We start from the raw sequence: 24909 nt of genomic DNA, 5'->3' as shown, positions 1-24909 counted from the left end.
TATGAATTTAAGAGGAATAGTAGCAGTATCTGGCAGACCTGGTTTGTTTAAACTGGTAGGTCAGAACAAAGCAGGATACGTTCTTGAAGGTCTGGATGCACAGAAAGTTAAAATTGTAGCCAACATCACTACAACCAAGCTGGCATCACTGGAAGACATTACCGTATATGGCGAGGATGAAGATTTGAAATTAACAGATGTTCTGGCCAATATGGTTGCTGCTAAAGGGAATGTTCCTGATGCAAAAGTGGAAACAGCTGCATTGAGAGCGTTTTTTAAAGAAGTGGCTCCGGGTCATGACGAAGAGAAGGTATATGCTTCCGACATGAAAAAGATCGTGAGCTGGTACCACCTGCTTAAAGACCTGCCATTGTTCAGTGAAGCTGCACCTGCTGCAGAAGGCGAACAGGTAAAGGCTGAAGATAAGGCAGAGAAAAAGCCTAAAGCTACGCCTAAACCGGCAGCAAATGCCAAGGCGCCGAGCAAAACTGCTCAGCCAGCTAAAAAGGCCAATATGACCAGTAAAAAAGGAGTGTAAGCATTCCCTGCAATAAACCACAAAAGCCACCTTTAAGGTGGCTTTTGTGGTTTAAGCTAAATACCATATCAGCAAAAATGCAATGATGGATATGAGAATAGCAATGATATAGCTGAACCTGTCTTTTTTTGTATCGCTCTTAAATTTGTAATTCCTTTTGTACTCTGATGGTAAACGCATAACAACCTCCTTTTATATCATGATGATTTGTGGATGAAGTTTCCACAAGCCGTTTTTAATTTATTCGTGATGATAGGGCTCGCCCTTTAATATGCTAAAGGCCCTGTAAAGCTGCTCAACAAAAAACAACCGCACCATTTGATGAGAGAAAGTCATATCGGAAAGTGACATACTGCCATTGGCCCTTTTGTAAATGCTTTCGTCAAAACCATACGGCCCCCCAATTATAAAAACCAAATGCTGAACACTCCCGATCATTTGTTTGTTTAAATAATTTGAAAAAGAAACAGAACTGTATTTTTTCCCCCTTTCATCCAGAAGAACAACCATATCCGGGTTACTGATCTGTTTCAGTATCAGTTCCGCCTCTTTTGTTTTTTGCTGTGCCTCGGTCAGGTTTTTCGTATTTTTGATATCAGGTATCACCAGCAGGTTAAAGCCAATATAATGTTTCAGCCTGCCCAGGTATTTATCTATGCCTTCAATCAGGTATTTATCTTCCGTTTTGCCTACAACAAGCAGGGTTATCTTCATATTGTTTATCTTTAAGCCTTAAAGACGTTCCCGGTGCCCGTAACATCTTACCTTAACTGCCGTCAAAAGTTTAAAGCAATCAAATTATTAAGGAATTTCAAATATAATGGTAAAAGCAGACTATCAAAACAAAACCATACAACAGCAACAGCTGATAGATGAACTGAAACGTAAATTAAATAAAATCTCGTTTTCCCGTTTGGGTCTCTTTGTCACCGAAATTCTGATTGTTGCGCTGATCATTAATTTTGGGTTTGAGTGGTTTTTTGGCGTATTGTTATTGATCCCGCTTGTTTTGTTCCTGTTCCTGGTTAAAAAGCAAATTTCAGTTCAGCGGCAGCTAACCTATGCCGGCCAGCTGCTTTGGGTTTATCAGAACGAGATCAACCAGCTTAGCACTGGTAAAAATGGATATGACGATGGTTCGGTTTATGCTGATGAGTATCATCCCTATTCATCCGACCTGGATATCTTCGGACAAGGCTCTTTATATTCATTTATTAACCGATGTAATACCACTGAAGCTTTGGATATGCTGGCCGCTAACCTGAGCGGTCCTAACGATAAGGCTACTATTCTGCAAAGACAGGAGGCCATAGCGGAACTAAAAACCCATATAGAACAGACTTTTCACTTCAGGGCTGAATTGCAAAGCCATAAGCCAGGCCAGTTAAAAGTGATTAAAGACAAATTACAAAACCAGCTGCCGGGCCAGCTTGGCTTTGCCCGCAACCGTACACTCCGCCTTTATGTGAAGCTGGTCCCTTTTGTAACCCTGGGCATGCTGGCCCTGAGTATAGGGCTTGGCGGACTGTTATGGAAGTTTTTTGCACTCCTGCTGCTTGCCAATGCCGGGCTTACTTTTTTTAAGCTTGCACAGATCAATAAAGTATATAACGGTTTTAGCCGGGAATCCGATTTGCTGAGTGCCTTTGCCGGCAGCATCAAATGGACGGAAGATGTAAACTGGAATTCGCCCTATATCCTCAGCTTTTTTGACAAACCGGCTTCAGGTAAACCCATAAGTATACAGGTCAAAAAACTGGCGTCCATTATTCAGAATTTTGATGCCAGGTTAAATGTTATTGTGGGTACTGCGCTTAACTTTTTCCTGCTGTGGGACCTCAGGTGTTCCATTGCCCTGAGTAACTGGCACGATCAGTCGGCCATCCCTGTTGTAAAGGGCCTGCAGCGGATCAGCAGGTTTGAAGAACTGATTTCTTTTGCCACATTGAGCCATAACCAGCCGGGCTGGAACTTCCCGGTAATTGAAGATACATTCCAGCTGAAGGCCCTAAACCTTGGCCATCCGCTGATTCGGAAGGAAGAACGTGTAATGAATAGTTTTAATGTGGAAGAAAAAGCCACGGTTGACATTGTAACCGGTTCTAACATGGCCGGGAAAAGTACTTTTTTGCGTACGGTAGGGATTAACATGTCGCTCGCATTTGCCGGCGCACCGGTATGCGCCGATCAGTTATCGCTGTCTATTTTTAAGGTCCTTTCCTATATGCGCATCAAAGACTCATTAAATGACCATACTTCCACCTTTAAAGCCGAACTGAACCGCCTTAAAATGATCCTGGATGCCATACAACAGCACAGAAATTCGTTTGTCCTGATCGATGAAATGCTGAGGGGTACAAACAGTAAAGACAAATACCTGGGTTCAAAAGTATTTATAGAAAAACTCATCGAGCAAAATACGCCGGCATTGTTTGCTACACACGACCTGCAATTGTCTGAAATGGAGGGCTTTTATCCCCGGCAGATCAGGAATTACCATTTCGACATACAGATCGCTGAAGGGGAGATGAACTTTGATTATAAATTAAAACATGGCCCCTGCAGCACTTTTAATGCTGCTTTATTATTAAAGGAGATTGGCTTAACATTAACTTAATATGCAATTGCCATATTGCCCGCTATAGGAAAAAATATGATCAAGGCCTCTGATTTTGGGAACGATTTTGTATGGGGTGTAGCTACGGCAGCGGCTCAAATTGAAGGTGCGGCTGAAGGATATGGCAAGGGCCTATCCATATGGGATACCTTTTCTAAAAGACAGGGGAAAATAAAAAAAGGACATCTGCTAACAACTACGTGCGATTTTTACCACAGTTATAAGGCAGATATAGCACTGGTTAAGTCGCTTGGTTTTACTGTATTCCGGTTTTCTATCTCCTGGCCCCGTATCCTCCCTAATGGTAAAGGGCGTATCAATAAAGAAGGCATTTTGTTTTATCATCAGGTAATAGATGAATGTCTGCTGCAGGACATCGTTCCTTATGTTACCCTATACCACTGGGATCTACCCCACGCACTGGAAGAGGAGGGGGGCTGGACTGCCTTTTCGGTGAATAATAGCTTTAATCATTTTGTGAGCATTTGCGCAAAAGAATATGGAGATAAAGTAAAAAACTGGATCGTACTGAACGAACCTTTTGGCTTTACTTCTTTAGGTTATATGCTCGGTGTGCATGCACCTGGCAAAACCGGGCTGACCAATTTCTTTTCAGCAGTGCATCATACTGCAATTGCACAAGCGGATGGGGGGAGGATCCTGAGGGCAGAAGTTAAAGATGCCAATATCGGTACCAGTTTTTCCTGCTCCGAAATTATCCCGCATACACAAAGCGAGGCCGACCTGTTGGCAGCTAAACGTGTAGATTGTCTGATGAACCGCTTATTTATAGAACCAGCACTGGGTATGGGCTATCCAACGGCCGACTGGGAAGTCATGGAACGTTTTTCCATTCAGCATTCTACCTGGCGCCATACCGAACGGCTTACTTTCGATTTTGACTTTATTGGTATTCAGAATTATTTCCCGCTTACGATCAAATACAATGCTTTTATTCCGGTAGTTCAGGCCTGGGAGGTAAAAGCCAAAAGCCGTAAGAGGCCGCATACTGCTATGGGTTGGGAAATTAATCCAGGTAGTTTTTATAACATCATCAGGCAATTTGCCGCTTATCCGAATATCCCGCAGCTGATGATCACTGAAAACGGAGCTGCGTACCATGATAAAGTGATCAATAACCAGGTGCACGATCAGGAACGCATAACTTATTTTCAGCAGTACCTGGCCGCTTTGTTAAAAGCGAAGCGCGAGGGACTGAACATTACCGGCTATATGGCCTGGACGCTGATGGATAATTTTGAATGGGCGGAAGGCTTTAATGCCAGGTTTGGTCTGGTGTATACTGATTTCAAAACCCAGCAGCGTACAGTTAAAGATTCAGGACTTTGGTTCCGGGACTTTCTGAACCATTAAAAAACCCGCTTTGATCTGGACCAAAGCGGGCTTAAATAAGTTTTAGAGTTGCTTAGAAACCAAAACCAATGGTTACGCCTGTACGAAGGCCAAAACCTTCTATACCACCTTTGATGTCCGGCTCGTTGCTGCCAGATGAGGCCTTGTATTCACCATTGTTGTAGCTTGGGCCAAAGAACAGATCTAAAGCAAAACCACTGCCGAATACCCATTGGTAGCCCATTACGGCACCACCACCAAAGGAAGTGTATTTACCTTCGTCTGCATCATCCGAAACCGTATAGTTCTGATATCTTAAAAAAGGAGCTGCATATAAACCGGTAGGTGCATGTTTTTTCAGGTAAAAACGTACTTCCGGTGTAACTGCAAGACCAGTAAATTTAGTGTCGTCCAGCTTGATGCCAGTATAGGCTACTCCAAGTTGGACAGACATGCCATCGTCTACTTTTCTTTCATAGAATACAGAACCAGTACGTAACAATGCACTAAGCGGGTTAATTTTAATCGTGTTTTTTACTTCTTGCGCTTTTACACTGCAAAATGTGAATGCAGTTATAGCACACAACAGAAATTTCTTCATAAACCTTATTTGTTTGATTTTATTTGTTTGTGCCGCAAAAGTAAACTTTAAATCGGTTATCACAAATAAAAAAGCCCATCCTGTTTTATTCAGGATGGGCTTTATGTTATTGTAATTGAGCCGAATGCGGTTTGCTACGCGTTTTTGGCAGCGGCTTCTCTGCGGATGATGTTCAACGCACCTCCTGCTTTAAACCATTCGATTTGCTGTGCATTGTAGCTATGGTTAACAACAATCTCTTCTTTAGTGCCGTTTGCATGGTTTAGTACCAGGGTTAACGGAACGTTCGGTGCAAAAGTTGTCAGGCCAATAATGTCTATGGTGTCGTCTTCTAAAATTTTATCGTAATCCTCTTTATTTGCAAAAGTTAAACCCAGCATACCCTGTTTTTTCAGGTTGGTTTCATGGATACGGGCAAAAGATTTCACCAACACGGCACGTACCCCAAGGTGACGAGGTTCCATTGCAGCGTGCTCGCGGCTTGAACCCTCACCGTAGTTTTCATCACCTACTACAATAGAGCCAATGCCAGCGGCTTTATAGGCTCGTTGTGTTGCTGGTACAGGACCATATTCGCCTGTCAGCTCGTTTTTAACACTGTCAGTTTTTTCATTGAAGAAGTTCACTGCACCGATCAGCATGTTGTTAGAAATATTATCCAGATGGCCACGGAATTTTAACCATGGACCAGCCATAGAAATATGGTCTGTAGTACATTTTCCTTTGGCTTTGATCAATAATTTCAAGCCTTTTAAATCGGTACCTTCCCATGCAGCAAATGGATCAAGCAATTGCAGCCTGTGCGAAGTAGGTGAAACAATCACCTGCACGCCACTGCCATCTTTGGCTGGCTCCTGGTAACCTGCATCTTCCACAGCATAGCCATTTACCGGCAATTCATCACCTTTTGGCGGATCTAATTTTACCTGTTCACCTTTGTTGTTGGTCAGGGTATCCGTTAATGGGTTAAAGCCGAGGTCGCCCGCAATCGCAATCGCTGCTACTACTTCCGGAGAGGTTACGAAAGCATAAGTATTAGGGTTACCATCGGCGCGTTTGGCAAAGTTTCTGTTAAACGAGTGAACGATGGTGTTTTTTTCCTGTTTTTCAGCACCAACCCTGTCCCACATACCGATGCATGGTCCACAGGCATTGGTAAAGATCGTTGCATTTAGATTTTCAAAAGTAGCCAGCAGTCCATCACGGTTTGCCGTATAACGTACCTGCTCAGATCCCGGGTTAATACCAAACTCTGCTTTTGTAGTCAAGCCTTTGTCTACCGCCTGTTTTGCAATAGATGCAGCTCTCGATAAATCTTCGTAAGAAGAGTTGGTGCAGGAACCGATCAGTCCCCATTCCACTTTCAAAGGCCAGCCATTTGCTGCAGCTACTTCTTTCATTTTAGAAATAGGTGTAGCCAGGTCTGGCGTAAAAGGACCATTCAGGTAAGGCTCCAGTTCCGACAGGTTGATCTCGATCAGCTGGTCAAAATATTTTTCCGGCTCTGCATAGACTTCTGCATCACCTGTTAAGTGTTCTTTGATTGCGTTTGCAGCATCAGCTACATCAGCCCTGTTGGTGGCACGTAAATAACGCTCCATGCTTTCATCGTAACCAAAAGTAGAAGTGGTTGCACCAATTTCGGCACCCATGTTACAAATGGTTCCTTTACCAGTACAGCTCAGGTTTTGGGCACCTTCGCCAAAATATTCAACAATGGCGCCGGTACCACCTTTTACGGTCAATATACCTGCAACTTTAAGGATCACATCTTTTGGAGAGGTCCAGCCGTTTAACTTTCCTGTTAATTTAACACCAATAAGTTTAGGGAATTTAAGTTCCCATGGTAGTCCGGCCATTACATCACAGGCATCAGCACCGCCAACACCGATGGCTACCATACCCAAACCACCTGCATTTACAGTATGGGAGTCGGTGCCGATCATCATACCGCCCGGGAATGCATAGTTTTCCAACACTACCTGGTGGATGATACCAGCACCTGGTTTCCAGAAACCAATGCCATATTTGTTAGATACTGAAGACAAAAAGTCGAACACCTCCTTGCTTTCTGTATTGGCTGCAGGTAAGTCAATTGCAGCACCAAGTTTCGCGGTAATCAGGTGGTCACAGTGTACAGTTGAAGGAACTGCAACTTTAGGCCTGCCAGCCTGCATAAACTGTAACAATGCCATTTGGGCAGTAGCATCTTGCATGGCCACACGGTCAGGAGCAAAATCCACATAGTCCACACCCCGATTGTAAGAAGTGTTCGTATTTCCCTCCCAAAGGTGGGCATAAAGTATTTTTTCTGAAAGTGTTAAAGGTCTGCCTACTAATTTACGGGCCGCCTCTACACGGGGGCCAAAGTTTGCATACACCTTTTTGATCATTTCTATATCAAAAGCCATTGATAATATGTGTTAAAAGGGTAAGTATTACTATAATTGGTAGCGAATTTACAAAAAAAAACAGCCCTTGATGATCATATGCAGATCATTATATTATTTATACCTATTCTAAATAATGAAAAGAGTGTAAAACGGACACTTTCGCGCTCCGGAAATGTTTCCTATGCCTAAAGGACCCCAAACCTGTATCCTTTTTCGCTGAAATGTTTCAATACCCGGGGCAGGGTGTATTCCAGTCTTTCAAAAGCCTTTAAACTGTCGTGAAAAACAATAATAGAACCATTTCTTGTATGCCTAATTACATTTTCGTAGCATTTATGCGGTGCAAGTGCTGTGTCAAAGTCGCCACTTAATACATCCCACATGATGATCTGCGTATCGGGGTTTACAGACCTGAGCCCTGCGATCTGGGACTTTTTGATGCGGCCATAGGGCGGGCGGAACAATTCGGTTTGTGTAAGCTCCTGGCATTTGCTGAAATTTTCGATGTAAACACGGTCCGCAGTTTTCCATCCTTTTAAGTGGTTAAAAGTGTGGTTCCCAATCCGATGCCCTTCTGCCTTTACCTGTTCGTAAACCTCCGGATGTTTGATGATGTTGTCACCTATACAGAAAAAGGTTGCCTTTGCATTAAAGCTTTTTAAAGTTTTTAAAACAAATGCTGTAACATCAGGTATAGGTCCATCGTCAAAGGTTAAATAAATAACTTTTTGAGTACGGTTTTTATTCCAGGTTAAAGATGGATAATACCATCTTAATAAAAGCGGAGATTTGACGAGGTACATAGCCAAAAGTAAGAAATTACAATAAGTGTACCCAAAAATTGCAAAATGTATAAGTTGTTTATGCTAATATTGTGAAAAACTTAATTTATGAAAACAATCATCTCCTATAATGCCTCTTTAAAGCTTTCCCTGGCTTTATCCTTTATTTTTCTTGCCGGAGTTGTACAGCAATCTGTTGCACAGGAAGTTATAACCGTGCAGCGTGCCATTGAAGTGACCCTGCAAAATAACCTGCAGATCACCAAATCGAAATTAAGCGAGGATTTAGCAGAAGAGAATTTTAAACAGGCAAAATTGGCGCAATATCCGCGTTTGAACGGATCGGTTGACCAGAGGATGTCATGGGGACGGAACAATATCGGTACCTCGGGTATTTATGAAAATACACAAAATTACAGTTTTAGCCCTGGTTTGGGTTTAGGTGTAGACTTGTTCAACGGATTTTCCAAAATCAATCAGATCCGGCAAAATAAGCTCTTGCTTGAAGCAGGTAAAATGAATACGGATAAGATTAAGAATGACCTTACGTTAAGTGTAGTGACTTCTTATATGGAGATATTGTACAATAAAGACCGTCTAAAAGCTGCTAAGGAGCAACTGGAGGTTGCCCGTAAGACATTAAAGCAGCAGCAAGCCCTTTTGGATGTTGGGAACAAAACACTGGCCGATCTGGCTGAAGCCAAATCACAGGTGGCTACTGCAGAACTGGATGTGACCAATGCAGATAACGCGCTCACCATTTCCTTTATTACCCTGGTGCAGTTAATGGATATTCCTTCTTCTACCAGGTTTGAGGTTCAGGCACCCAATGCAGCAAATTTTACCAAATCCAATTCGGCCTATGATGCAGAAACCATATATGCAGAGGCATTGACTTACTTCCCCGATATTAAACTTGCGGCGCTTCAGACTGCAGCTGCAAAAAAAGGTATAGATGTAGCAAAAGGCAGTTTGTATCCTAGTTTATCAATGAGTGGTAGCTATGGTTCATCCTATATTTACAGTTATAATTTGCCGGACTACAACCCAAGTTTGCCGCCGAACACACCTCAAAACCTTCGTTTCAGAGATCAGATTGAGAACAATGTTTCCAAAGGACTGGGCTTAAGTCTAAGTATTCCAATTTTTAATGGTTTACAGGCAAAGTCCGGTGTGAAAAAAGCAAGGATAAACCTGCTGCAAACGCAGGCAGATGAGCAGCTGGCAAAGAATAATTTAAACAAAATCATCTACCAGGCAGTTGCAGACCTAAAGGCGGCTGAAAGCACCAATGAATCAGCAACAAAAACCTTTAATGCGCAAAAGGAAGCTTTTTCGGTAATCGAGCAGCGTTACAATGTAGGGCTGGTGAATTCACTGGATTACAGTACTTCGCTCACAAAAAGGAACAAGGCCGAAATAGACATGATCAGGGCTAAATACGATTTATTGTTCAAAGCAAAGGTGATAGATTATTACCTGGGTAAACAAATTGTTTTTTAAACGTTCACAGAAATATATATAACATACACAAAATGAAACTAAAAACCATATTAATTATAGTGGGCATCGTCATCGCCTTGCTGGCCGTTGGTGTGTTTACCGGGGTTATCGGGGGCGATAAAAGTGAAAAGGTAACTACAGAAAAAGCTGCCGACAGAAAGGTAATTGAAACGGTTACTGCCAGTGGAAAGATACAGCCCGAAACCGAGGTGAAGCTAAGCTCAGAAGTATCCGGCGAGGTAACAGAACTTTTGGTTAAAGAAGGTGATGTGGTTAAAAAAGGCCAGCTGCTGGTTAAGGTTCGTCCAGATGTATTGAAATCCGGGTACGACCGTGCAGTTGCCTCTTACAGCTCCCAGAAAGCAAGTGTTGCCGGTGCTGCACAACTGCTCAAACAATCTGAAGGTACCTTTGCCAATGAAGAAGCCATCTACAAACGTAATGTCGAACTGTTCAATAAGAAGGTGATTTCCCTGGCCGAATTTGATGCAGCCAAGGCAGCATACACCACTTCAAAAACAAACCTGGCCAGGGCCAGGGCAGAGCTTACGGCGGCTAAGTTTAATTTAGAGCAAAATGGTGCGAATGTTCAGGAAGCCAGTGCCAACCTGGCCAAAGCTACCATCTTTGCACCTGTTGATGGGGTAATTTCTAAATTGTCTGTAGAACTGGGCGACAGGATTCTTGGTACCGCACAGAATGCAGGTACAGAGATCATGCGTATTTCCAATCTTTCCTCTATGGAGGTGAATGTGGATGTCAACGAGAACGACATCAACAGGGTTAAAGTGGGCGATCAGGCCTCTATTGAAGTAGATGCTTTTGCTGATAAAAAATTTAAAGGAGTGGTAACCGAGATTGCCAGTTCTTCTAAAGACGTAGGGACAGCTACCAGTACCGTTGACCAGGTTACTAACTTTATCGTAAAAGTGCGCATCCTTGCCGATTCTTACAACAACATTACCAGCGGGGCAAAAGACCTGCCTTCACCATTCAGACCAGGCTTATCCGCAACTGTAGATATTGAAAGTGAAACGGTTAACGGCTTGTCGGTTCCGATTCAGTCTGTGTTTACAGACGATAAAAAGAAAGGTGATAAAGATAAAAAAGAAGAGCAGGGCAATCAGGAAAATGAAGAGAAACAAAGAAACAAACTGACGGATAAAAAGGTAAAGCAATTTGTTTACCTGTACAATGCCGATCAGACGGTTAAGCAGGTGGAAGTTACCACAGGTATACAGAACGATCAGTTCATCATTGTAAAATCAGGCCTTAAAGCCGGACAGGAAGTCGTAACCGGGCCGTATTCTGCCATTCAGAACAAATTGAAGGATGGTGTGAAAGTAAAGAAAGTTACTAAGGATCAATTGTTTGCCGAACCTGGTAAGAAGTAAGCTTTTCCAATCCTTTTTAAATAAGTAAATTGTCCCGGTTTAAAACATTAAACCGGGATTTTTTATTTATAATGTATGATACCTAAAGTCGCAATGATTGGTGGGGGTAGTTGGGCTACTGCTATTATAAAAATGCTCTCTGATAACTTTTCAGCTAAAGAAATTTACTGGTGGATGCGTAATGCCGATTCCATAGCGCACCTGCAGAAATATAAGCACAATCCAAATTACCTGAGCTCTGTAGAGATCAGGATTCCTGAAGACAATATCTCCGACGACATTGCTGCTATTATTGGCAAGGCAGATTATATTATACTGAATGTTCCGGCGGCTTTCCTTAAAGAAACTTTGGCTGGCATCTCGCCAGAACAACTCAAAGGCAAGAAAGTGATTTCGGCCATTAAAGGCATAGTGCCTGATGAGAATCAGATCATTGGTGAGTTTCTTAACCAGAAATACCAGGTACCTTTATCGGATATCCTGGTGATCAGCGGCCCTTGTCATGCCGAAGAAGTGGCACTGGAAAAGTTATCCTATCTGACCATTGCCTCTGTAAATGTCGGACTGGCTGGCTTCTTTGCCAACCTGCTCAACACCAGATACATTAAGACCAATGTTTCGGATGATATCTTTGGTACAGAGTATGCTGCCGTATTGAAGAATATTTATGCTGTGGCCAGCGGCATATGCCATGGTGTGGGCTATGGTGATAATTTTCAGGCGGTATTGATTTCCAATGCCATAAGAGAGATCAAACGGTTTGTAGATGCGGTCCATCCGATTTCAAGGGATATCATGGAATCTGCTTACCTCGGCGATCTGCTGGTGACTGCCTATTCGCAGTTTAGCCGTAACCGCACATTCGGAAATATGATAGGAAAGGGATATACGGTAAAATCGGCCCAACTGGAGATGAATATGGTGGCTGAGGGCTATTATGCTGCCAGCTGTATGCATTTTATCAATAAAAAATATAAGGTAGATATGCCAATCAGCAGGGCGGTTTACGCCATTTTATATGAAAAGCACTCCCCGCATATCGAAATGCGCCTGCTCACAGAGCAGCTGAGTTAAAACAAAAGGTCCGTTGGATTGTTTTCTAAGAAAATTGAACTTATGAAAACAAAATTTATGGCGGGACTGCTCAGCCTGGCATTGTGCACTACAGCAGTAATTACTTCCAACGCACAGGAAAAAGAGAAGAAAAAAGAAACCGTTGGACAGGCACTGGATAAAACCGGTAAAGCTATCGGTAAAACTGCTACCAAGGTAGGCAATAAAACTGCAGAGGTTGCTGTAAAAGGGGCTTCAAAGGTGGCTGATCAGACTTATAAAGGTAAAATGGCCCCTGATGGTTCCGATGTGTATATCGATGGTAAGAATAAGAAATATTACATCAATAAAAAGGGAGCAAAGATTTATCTGAAAGCATCCCAGATCAAAGACAGACCGGAAACTAAAAAATAGACTTCCATTAAAAAAGGGGTGTTCATTAGCTGAGCACCCCTTTTTATATTCTTGTTATTTGAAAACTTAAGATCTGCGTTTTCTATCGCTTCCGCCATCACGACGACCGCTTCCGCCTCTGTCTTCACGGCTTCTTCCAGAGAAATCCCTGAAACCACCACCGCTGTTGCGCTCTCCACGCTCTCCGCCGTCACGTCGGCCACCATAGCTTCTGCGTTCTCCGCCACTTCTTCCGCCATCACGTCTTCCTCCGCCAAAGCCACCGCGACTACGGCCACCGCCGCCGCCGTCACCATCAGCTGTTTTTTCAATCCTTACACCGCGGTTGTTAAATTCAACGCCTTTAAAGTTGTTGAATAAAGAATCAACGGCACCACTTTCTACTTCAAAGAAGGAGTAAACGCCTTTAAGGTCTATTTTACCGATGCTCTTTCCGCTGATCTTACCATTGTTGCATACAAAAGAAAGCAGGTCGCCCCTGGTGAAGTCGTCAACAGAACCCAGGTTAATGAACAGACGGGTATAGCCGTCACTTGTCCTTGGGCCTCTGTCGCCACGCTCTCCACGTTCTCCACGCTCACCACGTTCGTCTGAGGCGTTCAGGTCTGGCGCGTTTTTATAGTATTCTAAAAAGCGGTTAAACTCTAAAGAAGCAAAACGTTTGATCACTTCCTCTTTGCTCAGTTCAGCAAATTCATCCATAATACGCGGGATGTACTGCTCAATCTGGTTCTCGTTCACTTCAACATTGTGCACTTTGTGAACTAGGGCAAACAATTGTTTTTCGCAAACGTCAAATCCGGTTGGAAGGGCAGCTTTTGTGAATTGCTTGCCAATGATCCTTTCGATCTGACGGATCTTACCCAATTCTTTCGAATTTACGATACAGATAGAGATACCTGTTTTTCCCGCACGACCAGTACGGCCACTACGGTGGGTATAACTTTCAATCTCGTCTGGTAAGGAGTAGTTAATTACGTGGGTAACGTTGTTTACGTCAATACCACGGGCAGCAACATCGGTTGCAATTAACAACTGCATGTTACGGTCGCGGAAACGTTGCATTACCTTGTCGCGCTGCTGCTGAGATAAATCCCCGTGCAGGGCATCGGCATTGTAACCATCTTTGATCAAATGCTCAGCTACATCCTGTGTATCGAGTTTGGTTTTGCAGAAAACAACACCGAAAATTTCAGGGTTAAAGTCAACAATACGTTTTAAAGCTGCGTATTTATCTCTTGCGCGTACTACATAGTATTCGTGCTCAATATTTACGTTACCTGTGTTTTTGGTACCCATGGTCAGTTCAACCGGTGAGTCCATGTAGTTCCTGGCAATCCTTCTTACCTCAGGAGGCATAGTTGCCGAGAATAACCACGTTTTTTTGTCATCAGGTGTGGTCGACAAAATATCATTAATGTCTTCCTGGAAGCCCATGTTCAGCATTTCATCTGCTTCGTCGAGCACTACATATTTCACATTACTGAAATCTATAGCTTTACGGCCAATGATGTCTAACATACGGCCCGGTGTAGCCACTACAATTTGTACACCGTTTCTAATTTCACGCAATTGCTGCATAATGTTTGCACCGCCATAAACGGCAACAACATTAGCACCAGGGGTGTTTTTTGAGAAATTCTTGATGTCGCTAGTAATCTGCAAGCAGAGCTCTCTTGTCGGGCATAAAATCAATGCCTGAGGCTTATTGCTTTTGAAGTCTATCAATTCTAACAGCGGCAAACCAAATGCGGCTGTTTTTCCTGTTCCTGTTTGGGCCAAACCAACAAAATCGTTATTGCCCTCTAACAGCACAGGAATACTTTGTTCCTGAATAGGTGTTGGATTTTCGAAACCTAAATCCTTTACAGCATTAACAACGTCATCACTTATCCCCAATTTACTAAATGGGTTTATCATGTATTTTATTTATTAAGCCGCAAAGGTAAGTTTAATTTTTGGATTTTTACAGATTAGTAACTAAATAAAAATCAAGCGGTTAATTATCTGAGCCTGTCGGCCGATCTTAACAATTGCTCATCTTTTCTGATTCCGCGGATTGCAAGTATACAAAACAGCAGGGCCAGGACAAACATTCCTGAACCAATGTGCAGTGAAGCGCCGCTGATTCCACCAGGGAGTAATGATGCATTTAACACCGACAATACAGCCGTAGCGATAATCAGGACCATGTTAATCATGATCAGGCGTTTTTGCATCGGGCGGTTCTTAAACTGAAAGATGCAAACCAGGCATACTAAAATGGTTACACCGTTTAAGATTATTGCGGCTATAGGTGAGGTTGAAACAGTGGTAACGGTTTCTTTAACCGTCTGGTGCTGTCCATCAATATAAAGCAAGTACTCGGTATGGTTTACACTTTTAAACAGCAGCGGAAAGAAAAACAAACTCACAAGTGTTAACGCTGCCAATAAAAGCCATATAGATTGCACTCTTTGTATCATATCAGTTCAATAATTTCAACAAATATATTAAAAGGCCAAAACTAAGCAATTCGATATCCGATTAAAAAGATAATTTTGTACTATTGAACACGCAGCGGTATTTTATTGAATTGTCGTACGACGGCACCCCTTATCACGGCTGGCAGATACAGCCCAACGCTACTACGGTACAGGAATACCTGGATAGAGCTTTATCCACCTATTTCCGGCAGCCGGTAGGTACCCTGGGCTGCGGGCGCACAGATACAGGTGTTCATGCCACACAGTTTTATGCACATTTCGATTTGCAGTACCCGCCTGACGGGGAGAATACAGCGGCAAAGGCGAAGCTGCCGGACCCCCTATGTTCGGTAAGGGGTATTAATGCGCTTCTGCCTTATCAGATTGCGGTAAAAAGGGTGTTTAAAGTTGCAGCTGATGCCCATGCCCGTTTTGACGCCACCGAACGTGCCTATCATTATTACCTTCATTTTCATAAAGACCCTTTTAAGCTGAACCGTTCCTGGCTGTATAAAGGCGAACTTGACATAGAAGCTATGAATGCGGCGGCAAAGCTCCTGTTAAACTATACAGATTTTTCCTGTTTCAGTAAATCGAATACCCAGACCTTTACCAATAACTGTAAAATTACAGCTGCTTTTTTTGAGGAGCAAGAGGGCGGTTTGCGGTTTACCGTGCGGGCCGACAGGTTTTTGAGGAATATGGTGCGTGCTATTGTAGGTACCCTGATACAGGTAGGCAAAAATGAACTTAGCTTAGCTCAGTTTAAACAAATTATAGAAAGTAAGAACCGCAGTAATGCAGGGCAATCTGTTCCGGCCTGCGGTTTGTATTTAGTAAATGTTATTTATCCCTTTGTAAAGTAATATGTCGAAAATAACCGGTGATGCGTTTAACTTTAGCCTATTGAAACGGGTTTTTCAATATGTAAAACCATACCGCAGTATTTTTATCTGGTCTGTTGTACTCACCATACTCCTGGCCGCCATTGCACCGCTCCGGCCTATCCTTATCGGTTATACACTCGACCATCATATCCTTACCGGAGATTACGCAGGTTTATTGAACATGACCATTCTGATGTTCGTACTCCTGATCCTTCAAACGGTTTTTCAGTATAGCCATACTTTGCTGACCAATACCCTGGGGCAGTCGGCCATCCGCGACCTGCGCATCAATGTGTTTAACCACATTACCAGGCTGCGCTTAAAATATTTTGACAATACACCCATCGGCCAGCTCATTACCCGTACAGTGTCGGATCTGGAGACCATTGCGGAGATTTTCTCTGAAGGCCTTATCGTGATTATCGGGGACGTTTTAATGGTCATAGTGATCATTGGCGTGATGGTGTATAAAGACTGGACGCTTACCCTGGTGGTACTGTTGCCTATGCCGCTGCTGATTATGGCCACATCAGTTTTTCAGAAAGCCATTAAATCGGCCTTCCAGGAAATCCGGACAGAAGTTTCCAATTTAAATACCTATCTGCAGGAACACATCACCGGTATTTCCATCATCCAGTATTTTGCAAGGGAAGAGCAGGAATACAAAAAATTTGTAAAAATCAACGGACGTTACCGGGATGCCAATATTCGCTCCAACTGGTATTATTCCATATTTTTCCCGGTAGTAGAGATCATCTCGGCCATGTCACTTGGTCTGCTGGTTTGGTATGGTGCAAAGACCATTTTGAACGATCCTGGCGTTAAGCCGGGCATCATTACAGAATTTATCATGTACATCAGTATGCTCTTCAGGCCAATCCGCGAGCTTGCCGATAAGTTCAATACCCTGCAGATGGGAATGGTGGGCGCAGAGCGGGTTTTCAAGGTGCTGGATACCGATGAGGTAACTGTAAACAGGGGTACTTTTATCCCTCAAAAAATGGACGGTGCAATTTCTTTTGATAACGTGTGGTTTGCATATAATGAGGAAAATTATGTGCTGAAAGATATTTCTTTCCAGGTGCCGGCGGGTAAAACCATTGCACTGGTAGGTGCTACCGGTGCCGGTAAATCATCAACCATCAATATCTTGAACCGTTTTTATGAAATCCAGAAAGGAGAGATCAGGGTAGATGGGGTTAAGATCCAGGACTATGAACTCAGCTTTCTGCGCAGCAATATTGCTACTGTACTACAGGATGTGTTCCTGTTTTCGGATACGATTTTTAACAACATCACACTAAACAATCCGGATATTTCCATGGAACAGGTTATTGATGCGGCTAAAAAAGTTGGGGCACACGATTTTATAGAACGTTTGCCGGGTGGTTATCAATACAATGTAATGGAGCGCGGTGCAACACTGTCTGCTGGTCAGGCACAGCTCATTTCCTTTATCAGGGCCCTGGTGTATAATCCATCTATCCTGGTACTCGATGAAGCAACGTCGTCGGTAGATACAGAGACAGAGATGCTGATCCAGCGTGCCATAGAAAACCTGATGCAGGGCCGTACCTCCATCGTAATTGCGCATCGTCTTTCTACTATACAAAAGGCCGATAAAATACTGGTGCTCGATAAAGGAGAGATCAAGGAAATGGGAACACACCAGGAGTTGCTGAGACTGAACGGGTATTACAAAAAGCTGTACGACCTGCAGTTCAATTCGACTGGGATTTCTGCAAGTTAAAATTAAAAAATAACCGTTCTCTTCAACGGCTGCATAATTTCAGTTTTTTCTATTGAAAAAACTGAAAAGACGCTATGCCGTTTCTGAGAAGGTAATTTTTTTGAATCCGCCAATGCAAACAAACTTATTGTCAGTTTGTTAATTCTTTTATTAAGAAGGGTTTGCAATGAAAGGACATTTCCGCGTTCTCTTGTTATTGTCATTTGTCTTGCTGTGTTTTTCCTGCAAGGTTAAACGTATGACCGGTCCTGTCGCAGTAGCCACACCTGTTATTCAGGCTGCAATAGCCAAACAGGCAGGGGAGGATTTCCAGCAGGTGTTTAAGCGGGTACTGGAAAACAGGCAGACTCAGCTGAGCTATCCCAACGCGCTCCGGTCTTTTTATCAAAGTAAAACATTTCAGCCGGTACTGATACCCCATTTTATGGTGCAGGATCAGCTGCAGACCTTGTTGTCTTATTTTGAAGCAGTTTCCAGGCATGGCCTTGACCCTAAGTTGTTTGCTGTTACGGGCATAAAAAAAATGAGGGAACGTCTGTATGTCAAAAAAGGACTTACCCTTAATGTGTACCAGGATGTGGTAGAACTGGAACTGCAGGTAGCCAGCTCATTGCTGAAATACAGCAATGCCCTGCAGTTTGGTCTGCTCAATCCGGCGCAGATAGACAGCAATTATTTTACACCCACAGCGCAACCGGATAGTATTTTAATGTTGCGGGTTTTGGAGGTCAGAGACCTTAAAGGGTATCTGGACAGCATACAGCCAAAGGGAAAAAAGTACCTGGCCATGCAAACCGCGTTAAAAGATGAAATGCAGGCGCCCAAAAAGACACTTGAAGAAACACAGCGGATCTTAAAAGTGAACCTGGAACGCCTGCGCTGGAAAAACAAACCAACCGAACAGAAATTTGTACGGATAAATATTCCTGACTTTAATTTGCACGTGATAGAAAAGGGGGGGTCAGTACTGCAGATGAAAGTATGTGTAGGAGAAAAAGGAAAAGCAACCCCACAGCTCAGCAGTAAAATTTACAGTGTACAGGTAAATCCGGTCTGGAACATTCCTGAAAGCATCGCAAAAAATGAGATCTCAAAGTATGCCGGCCGCGACAAGTATTACCTGGCCAATAACAACATTTATGTTTTTAAGCAGGGCAAACTCATAGACGATCCGGAAGCTATAGACTGGGCCAAAGAAAACGTAAGCAGTTATTCCTTCAAACAACAGCCGGGCTACCGGAATTCATTGGGCAAAATCAAATTCCTCTTTAAAAATGAAAGCAGTGTTTACCTTCATGATACCCCTGTAAAATCAGCTTTTAACCAGCCTGTGCGCGCCATCAGCCATGGCTGTGTACGGGTAGAAAAACCCTTGCTGCTGGCCCTCGCCCTGTTTGAAAAGGGAAAAAAGTATGAGCAGATCAAAAGTGCAATGCAAAGCGGCTACCCAAAGGCTAAATATATAGGGTTGCCGGCTTCTGTACCCGTTTTTATTACTTATTATACAACAGATATCGATGAAAAGGGGAAACTGGTGTTTTACGATGATATTTACGGACTGGACAAAATGCTGTATGCCAAACTGCAGGACAATTAAGCGTCAAGCCAGTTTTTGAAGTCCTCTGCACGTTCTTCGCTTACTACTGCCTCAACTCCGGCGGCCGGACTGGGTTGAAGGACAATCCTCACCCTGTTCCGCGAAAGCTTATACATCTCTTTAATGGCCTTGATATTGATGATGAATTTCCTGTTGATGCGGAAAAAAACTGCGGGGTCAAGCTGAGGCTCCAGACTGCTTAGGGTTTCTTCAATGATGTAATTCTGATTGTCTTTGGTTACCAGGAAAAGATATTTGTCATCTGCCATAAAATAGGCTACCTCTTCCGATTGCACCGTCTTGATGAGCTTGCCCATTTTAACCATAAAGCGGTTGCGCAGTTTGCCGGGTTGAGCCTCAATAGTAGTAATCTGGGGTAAAACTATTTCTGTTGCCTTACGGATGCTATTCAGTTTATTCAGTGCAGCACGGACATCATCTTCATCAAAAGGTTTCAGCAGGTAATCTATGCCCTGGTTTTTGAAGGCTTTGAGTGTATATTGGTCGTACGCGGTAGTAAAAATAACCGGACTGTTTACCTGTACCTGCTGGAAGATCTGGAAGCTCTCCCCATCACCCAGGTGAATGTCCATGAACAGGAGATCGGCAGTATGTTTGGAAAGCCAGGCTACGGCGGCTTCTACAGTGCCTAGAATGGTAAGTACCTGTATATTGGGATTGATATCCATCAGGATATTGCGCAGCGTGTCGGCTGCCAGTTCCTCATCCTCAACAATTAATACCTTCATTGTTCTTATGCTTGCCTGTAAAAGTAAAAAAAAACTCCGGCCTGTAAAAACAAGCCGGAGTTCAATCCTGTTTAATGATAAGCCTACTGTTGTTGTAAATCGGGGTTATTGGTAACTGCTTCTTTAGGAAAACGAAGGGTATACCTTGGGTCGTTTTTTTGAAGGGTATAGCTGGTGCCCTCAACCGTATGTATCAACTGCGGTTGCTCATAGCGCCTCAGATCGTACCATCTGTGACCTTCAATAGCCAGTTCGCGCTCGCGTTCGGCAAGAATCTCCTTCATCAGGTCTGTATTGTTTAAAGCCGATATCCTGGTTTGCTCTGCCTGATAATAGGCAGGTTTAAGGCGCTTTGCTTTCAGGGCAAGTAAGCGCTGCAGCGCAAGGCCTTTATCGCCCGTCTGCAATGCGGCTTCGGCAGCAATCAGGTACATTTCCCCATTGCGGAAAGTAATTTTCAGTGCATTGGAGTTCCCCTTTACAGAAACATAATTGGAGCCTGATTTACTGAAATATTTTGCAAAACGCAGGTCGTTGGCCTGGTCGTAAACTCCAAGCAAATGTGCTGAGATCCTGGAAGCATTGGAAGTCCTTGCATCCATTACATCTTCCAGCGACTGGATATTCTCTTTCGAGAGGTAACTATTCGGAAGCAGGCTACCACTGGAGTTCAGGTCTTCCAGTTCAGCATTAATCGTCAGCACCGCTTGTGCGGCAGCCAGCGCTTTATCCCACTCAGCCCGGAATTCATAAATTCTGGCGGATAGCGCCAATGCTGATCTTTTATCAAAACGGTAATTTTTACCACTTTCCCATTTGTCCATGTTTAGCAGCTGCTGCCCCGCAGCCAGGTCTGCAAAAATCTGGTTGTAAACGGCTTCCGTGCTAAGCAGGGGGAATTTCTGCTCAATGTCAATACTGGTCGAAACCGGTACGCCCTTGTCGCTTGCTGCGGTGGCTTTGTTGTAAGGTTTCGCATACAGGTTCAGCAGTTCAAAATGTGCATATGCCCTTAAAAGGTAAGCTTCGGCTTTCAATTGTGCTGTTTCGGTCGAAACACCAGCCCTGGCTTCCACATCAGCAATCACTTCATTGGCGTAAAAGATGCTTTTATAAAACGCAACATAAGGAAAAGGGGAAGTGAGCCCGTCCGGATTGGCATCTTTCCAGGAGTAGATGTCTTTAATGGTCGGAAAATCCTGACTAAACTCATCCAGTGTAAGTTCATCGGTTCTAAAAGCCAGCAGCGCTTTATGTCTTGGAAAACCGTAGTAGGCCGAGGTCATTAAAGCCCTGAAATCTTCGGTTGTAGTAGGGAGTACTTTCCCTGCCGGTTCTATTTCTAAATATTTTTTGCAGCTGCTGATGTTCAATGAAAGCAGAACAGCACCCAATATGATTAATTTCTTCATCTGATTTAACATTAAAAAGTTGCGTTTAAACCAATAGATATGCTTTTGGTGATGGGCTGAGCATAAATATTACCATAAGTCTCCGGATCGAAATAACCTTTGTAATCGGAACCAAATACCAGCATATTTCGGCCTTCCACGCTGATGCGCAGGCTGCTTGCTTTTACCTTTCCGGCTACTTTAGCTGGCAGGGTATAGCCCAAACGCATGCTGTTGATCCTTAAGTAATTCATCTTTTTGGCCCAGATGTCCAGGTTGTTGTAAGAACGGGCCGGATCGGCATCCAGCAACCAGCTGTAGGCCATCCATCTGCTGCCATCGCCGCTTTCCTTGCCTATAATGGCTGGTAATTTGCTGCCTGTATTGTCAGGGCTCCAGGCGTTCAGCACCTCCCTGCTGTAATTCTGTCCGCGATCAAATGCAGCAGGATTATAGATTGGGTTTGCCATTACCATCTGCCCAAGGTTAAAGTTGGCCGCAATGGCCAGGTCGAAGTTACCGTAACGGAAACGGTTCACCAATCCACCCGTAAATTTCGGGTCTTTGTCGCCAGCATAGGTAAACAGGCCCTGGTATTCTTTAGGACTTAAAGAACTTTGTGTCAACTGTCCCGGAAAGAAATCTGCGTATGGATCATACAGTTTATAAAACTGTTCCATCGAAACGATATTTCCGTTCTGTATAAACTGTGGGATACCATTGGCATCCAGTCCTGCAGTTTTGATGACAAACAGGGAATTTACCGCATAACCTTCTTTGGAAGGGGAGAGGGCATCTAACCTTGCTTTTTCCCTCAATACCTTGCTCTTATTTCTTGCGATGTTGAAATCTGTCCACCATTGAAAGTTTTTGGTACTGATGTTTCTTGTTGAGATGGTCAGTTCCAGTCCTTTGTTGTTTACGCGGGCCCAGTTAGAACTGGTGAAATTAAAGCCGTTTTCCAAAGGCAGTTCCTGGATACCGATCAGGTCTTTACTTGCCCGGTTATAGTACTCAAATGTTACCTGAACGGCATTGTTGAAAACGCCTAAATCAACAGCGGCATTAAAGGTAGCCGTTTTTTCCCAACGCAGTTTCTGGTTAGGCGGATTGCTTACATTGATGGCCTGCTCGCTATTGCCCGGCAGGATGGTATTGTTGTCATATACGCCAATTACATAGGGACTGGTATTTTTGTCAATATTTCCCTGGATGCCATACGATGAACGGACACGTAAATTGGAGATCCATTTGATATCTTTTATAAAATTCTCTTCACTGGCATTCCAGGCACCCGAAACCGAATAAATAGGTAGGTACCTGTATTTTGGATCTACACCAAACAAATCTGAGCCATCGTAACGTATACTTCCATAGAGTGTATATTTTCTGTCGTAGGTATAAGAAAGTGTTCCGTAAAACGATGCGTAGGCATTTTCAACCCAGGTTTTCTGGTAGGCCCTGTAAGGATTGTTGGCACCGCCAACGTAATTTGAATTAGGAAATACAATCTCCTGATTGGTCAGGGTACGGTCGTTATAACCAAAACCCCTGGTCATCACCACCTGATTTTTAGTCCTGCGGAATTCAGCTCCTGCAAGGGCCTCAATTTCATGTTTTTCGTTGATGACCTTATTGTATTCAAATAAGTTTTTCCAGTTGTACTGGAAGAAAGAGGTATTCTGGTTCTGGATCACCCCGCCTTGTGGAAGGAAGTATTCATATTTTTTGGTAGCAGAATTAAAATACCTGGTACCCTCACGAAATTTTCGTACATAATAAGTATCGGCACTGCCATACTTTTCTGATCCGTTTTCTTCAAACTGCAGGCCCAGTTCCGAACGGAAGTTCAGGTCTTTAATGATCTTGTAATTTACATCAAATATTCCCTTAAAGCTTTTGCTGTTCAGGTTATAACGGGTGTTGTTGCGCTCTTCCAGAATATTGAAAGGTACAAAAACATCTCCGGTCAGGTTTGTAGCCCCCTGAATATCCGGATCGTAAATGTAAGCGCCGTTTGCATCTCTTGGTGTTAAATAAGGATTTACATTTCTTACGTATCTCGACGGACTGGTAAAGGCACTTGTTTCCGTTAAATAGTTTTTTTGGTTGGTTACTGCTCCAAACAATGCAGCTCCAAACTTCAACTTGGAAGATACAATGAAATCAGTTTTCAAAGTGGCATTGTAGCGTTTCAGGCCGGTGCCAATTGTAGTCCCTCTCTCGTTGTAATAACCACCAGAAAAATAATAATTGGCCTGTTCTGTTCCGCCTTGCAAACCAAGTGTATATTGCTGGTTGATGGCCGATTGGTACAGTTCTTTACCCCAGTCTGTGTTGTTGTTTCGCAGCGCATTGATCTGGTCGCGTGTAGCGGTACTAAGCGCGCCAAAACCACCTGTTCTGTAAGTATTCAGTTCGCCGGCTTTATTCAATATCCTCGATACCGCACCCAGGTTGTCGCGGTAGGTAAGGTCGGCCCTGGAGGCCAGTCCCAATTCAAAATCAACTTTTTCGCTGGCATTCATCAGGTTCAGTTTACTGAAATCCGGACGTTCTGCTATAAAAGTATTGGCACTGAAATTAATCTGTGTCGGACCTTTTTTGCCTTTTTTTGTGGTAATCACAATTACGCCGTTTGCAGCCCTGGCACCATAGATGGCGGTAGCGGCTGCATCCTTTAAAATGGTAATGTCGGCAATGTCATCCGGGTTCAGCCCTGCAATCGGCAGGTTCCGCAACTGGTCGATATTGTCTTTGTCCATCAGGTTTTTTGGAAGGTCTGTACCTTCCAAAGGCAAACCATCCAATACCCAAAGCGGGTCTTGTGAACCATTTAAAGATACGGTTCCGCGGATCCTGATCTGCGGTGCCGATGATGGTCCTCCGCTCAGGCTGGTTACTGAAACACCCGCAACCTGGCCTTGCAGCATCTGATCGATACCCGAAACGCCACTCTGGCGTACCTTTTCGTAATCCAGTTTGGCAACAGAGGTGGTGTTCTTGCGTTTGGCAATATCGGTGTATCCGTTTACGATCACCTCATTCAGCACATTGTTATCGCTGCTTAAAGAAACAGAAATATTGGTTTTGTTGGCGATGTTCACCGTAGCAGTGGTGTAACCCAGGTAACTTACTTTCAGGTAAGTTGTACCGGCCGGAACTTTTAATGTAAAACGTCCGTTTACATCCGTTACTGCGCCAATTACGGTATTCTGGATCACACCGGGACTGGATTGCTCGCCAATGCCCGATTTGTCTACAAATACCGAAGCCCCTGGGATTGGTTTCCCGTCTTCGGCCGACAGCACCTGTCCGGTTACTGTGCTTTGCTCCTGGCTGTACCCTGCAAAGGAACCTGCCAGAAGGAAAAGAAAGAGTAAAAATTTGTTCATTTTTGCAAATTTATTGATAGTTAATGG

The 24909-nt window shown here is 43.6% G+C and carries 19 protein-coding genes; 10 read left to right on the top strand and 9 right to left on the bottom strand.

The genetic code is table 11. From position 1 onward, the window contains the following. Window position 1 precedes the first annotated feature (1 nt). Window positions 2–538, top strand: a complete 537-nt coding sequence (locus ABIE26_RS11505) for a DUF5606 family protein (protein WP_310142878.1) — start codon at window positions 2–4, stop codon at window positions 536–538. Window positions 539–778: 240 nt separating this feature from the next. Here the strand turns inward: ABIE26_RS11505 and rlmH are convergent, their stop codons facing one another. Then, window positions 779–1252 (bottom strand): 23S rRNA (pseudouridine(1915)-N(3))-methyltransferase RlmH, encoded by a 474-nt coding sequence (rlmH, locus tag ABIE26_RS11500; RefSeq protein ID WP_310142880.1) that lies wholly within the window; start codon window positions 1250–1252, stop codon window positions 779–781. A 106-nt stretch (window positions 1253–1358) separates the two neighbouring features. Between rlmH and ABIE26_RS11495 the strand changes: the two genes are divergently transcribed. Both ABIE26_RS11495 and ABIE26_RS11490 read left to right on the top strand, forming a co-directional pair. Next, a complete protein-coding gene (locus tag ABIE26_RS11495) occupies window positions 1359–3155 on the top strand; it encodes a MutS-related protein (RefSeq protein ID WP_310142882.1) in 1797 nt (598 codons plus the stop codon). A gap of 36 nt (window positions 3156–3191) precedes the next feature. Continuing rightward, complete coding sequence (locus tag ABIE26_RS11490; RefSeq protein WP_310142884.1) at window positions 3192–4529, top strand: GH1 family beta-glucosidase; 1338 nt, start codon at window positions 3192–3194, stop codon at window positions 4527–4529. A gap of 52 nt (window positions 4530–4581) precedes the next feature. Here the strand turns inward: ABIE26_RS11490 and ABIE26_RS11485 are convergent, their stop codons facing one another. From ABIE26_RS11485 to ABIE26_RS11475, 3 genes are all read right to left on the bottom strand, one after another. After that, window positions 4582–5109, bottom strand: coding sequence for a DUF3575 domain-containing protein (locus ABIE26_RS11485; protein ID WP_310142886.1), 528 nt, complete (start codon window positions 5107–5109; stop codon window positions 4582–4584). A gap of 134 nt (window positions 5110–5243) precedes the next feature. Then, on the bottom strand, window positions 5244–7520 hold the full coding sequence (locus tag ABIE26_RS11480) for an aconitate hydratase (protein WP_310142889.1): 2277 nt from the start codon (window positions 7518–7520) through the stop codon (window positions 5244–5246). Between the two features lie 167 nt (window positions 7521–7687). Further along, window positions 7688–8305, bottom strand: coding sequence for a polysaccharide deacetylase family protein (locus tag ABIE26_RS11475; RefSeq protein ID WP_310142892.1), 618 nt, complete (start codon window positions 8303–8305; stop codon window positions 7688–7690). Window positions 8306–8392: 87 nt separating this feature from the next. Here ABIE26_RS11475 and ABIE26_RS11470 point away from each other — a divergent pair, with 87 nt between their 5' ends. The 4 genes from ABIE26_RS11470 to ABIE26_RS11455 all read left to right on the top strand — a co-directional run bounded on the left by ABIE26_RS11470 (window position 8393) and on the right by ABIE26_RS11455 (window position 12648). Continuing rightward, window positions 8393–9787 (top strand): TolC family protein, encoded by a 1395-nt coding sequence (locus ABIE26_RS11470; protein WP_310142893.1) that lies wholly within the window; start codon window positions 8393–8395, stop codon window positions 9785–9787. A gap of 32 nt (window positions 9788–9819) precedes the next feature. Then, on the top strand, window positions 9820–11181 hold the full coding sequence (locus tag ABIE26_RS11465; RefSeq protein WP_310142896.1) for an efflux RND transporter periplasmic adaptor subunit: 1362 nt from the start codon (window positions 9820–9822) through the stop codon (window positions 11179–11181). Window positions 11182–11256: 75 nt separating this feature from the next. Further along, complete coding sequence (locus ABIE26_RS11460; protein WP_310142898.1) at window positions 11257–12255, top strand: NAD(P)H-dependent glycerol-3-phosphate dehydrogenase; 999 nt, start codon at window positions 11257–11259, stop codon at window positions 12253–12255. 42 nt (window positions 12256–12297) lie between these two features. Further along, window positions 12298–12648 carry a hypothetical protein gene (locus ABIE26_RS11455; protein WP_310142900.1) on the top strand — a complete coding sequence of 117 codons (351 nt, stop codon included), beginning with the start codon at window positions 12298–12300 and terminating at the stop codon, window positions 12646–12648. Window positions 12649–12714: 66 nt separating this feature from the next. On the opposite strand, the gene ABIE26_RS11450 is transcribed toward ABIE26_RS11455, so the two are convergent. Together ABIE26_RS11450 and ABIE26_RS11445 are read right to left on the bottom strand one after the other, a co-directional pair. Further along, a complete protein-coding gene (locus ABIE26_RS11450; protein ID WP_310142902.1) occupies window positions 12715–14568 on the bottom strand; it encodes a DEAD/DEAH box helicase in 1854 nt (617 codons plus the stop codon). Window positions 14569–14651: 83 nt separating this feature from the next. Further along, a complete protein-coding gene (locus ABIE26_RS11445) occupies window positions 14652–15113 on the bottom strand; it encodes a DUF4293 domain-containing protein (RefSeq protein WP_310142904.1) in 462 nt (153 codons plus the stop codon). A gap of 83 nt (window positions 15114–15196) precedes the next feature. Here ABIE26_RS11445 and truA point away from each other — a divergent pair, with 83 nt between their 5' ends. From truA to ABIE26_RS11430, 3 genes are all read left to right on the top strand, one after another. After that, window positions 15197–15979: a tRNA pseudouridine(38-40) synthase TruA gene (gene truA, locus ABIE26_RS11440; protein WP_310142906.1), complete on the top strand. Its 783-nt coding sequence runs from the start codon at window positions 15197–15199 to the stop codon at window positions 15977–15979. A gap of 1 nt (window position 15980) precedes the next feature. Next, window positions 15981–17750 (top strand): ABC transporter ATP-binding protein, encoded by a 1770-nt coding sequence (locus tag ABIE26_RS11435; protein ID WP_310142909.1) that lies wholly within the window; start codon window positions 15981–15983, stop codon window positions 17748–17750. A gap of 238 nt (window positions 17751–17988) precedes the next feature. Further along, entirely contained in the window at window positions 17989–19347 is a 1359-nt protein-coding gene (locus ABIE26_RS11430) for a L,D-transpeptidase family protein (RefSeq protein ID WP_310142911.1), read from the top strand. On the opposite strand, the gene ABIE26_RS11425 is transcribed toward ABIE26_RS11430, so the two are convergent. The 3 genes from ABIE26_RS11425 to ABIE26_RS11415 form a co-directional block, all read right to left on the bottom strand. Beyond that, on the bottom strand, window positions 19344–20096 hold the full coding sequence (locus tag ABIE26_RS11425) for a LytR/AlgR family response regulator transcription factor (RefSeq protein ID WP_310142914.1): 753 nt from the start codon (window positions 20094–20096) through the stop codon (window positions 19344–19346). The two genes, ABIE26_RS11430 and ABIE26_RS11425, sit on opposite strands and share 4 nt — an antisense overlap. A gap of 83 nt (window positions 20097–20179) precedes the next feature. Further along, a complete protein-coding gene (locus tag ABIE26_RS11420) occupies window positions 20180–21508 on the bottom strand; it encodes a RagB/SusD family nutrient uptake outer membrane protein (protein WP_310142917.1) in 1329 nt (442 codons plus the stop codon). 11 nt (window positions 21509–21519) lie between these two features. Continuing rightward, on the bottom strand, window positions 21520–24882 hold the full coding sequence (locus tag ABIE26_RS11415; RefSeq protein WP_310142919.1) for a SusC/RagA family TonB-linked outer membrane protein: 3363 nt from the start codon (window positions 24880–24882) through the stop codon (window positions 21520–21522). Between the last annotated feature and the right edge of the window lie 27 nt (window positions 24883–24909).

The sequence above is a fragment of the Pedobacter africanus genome (assembly GCF_040548825.1).
Lineage (GTDB): Bacteria > Bacteroidota > Bacteroidia > Sphingobacteriales > Sphingobacteriaceae > Pedobacter > Pedobacter africanus_A.
Note: the sequence above shows the minus strand (reverse complement) of the source record. Positions and strands in the feature narration are given on the sequence as shown.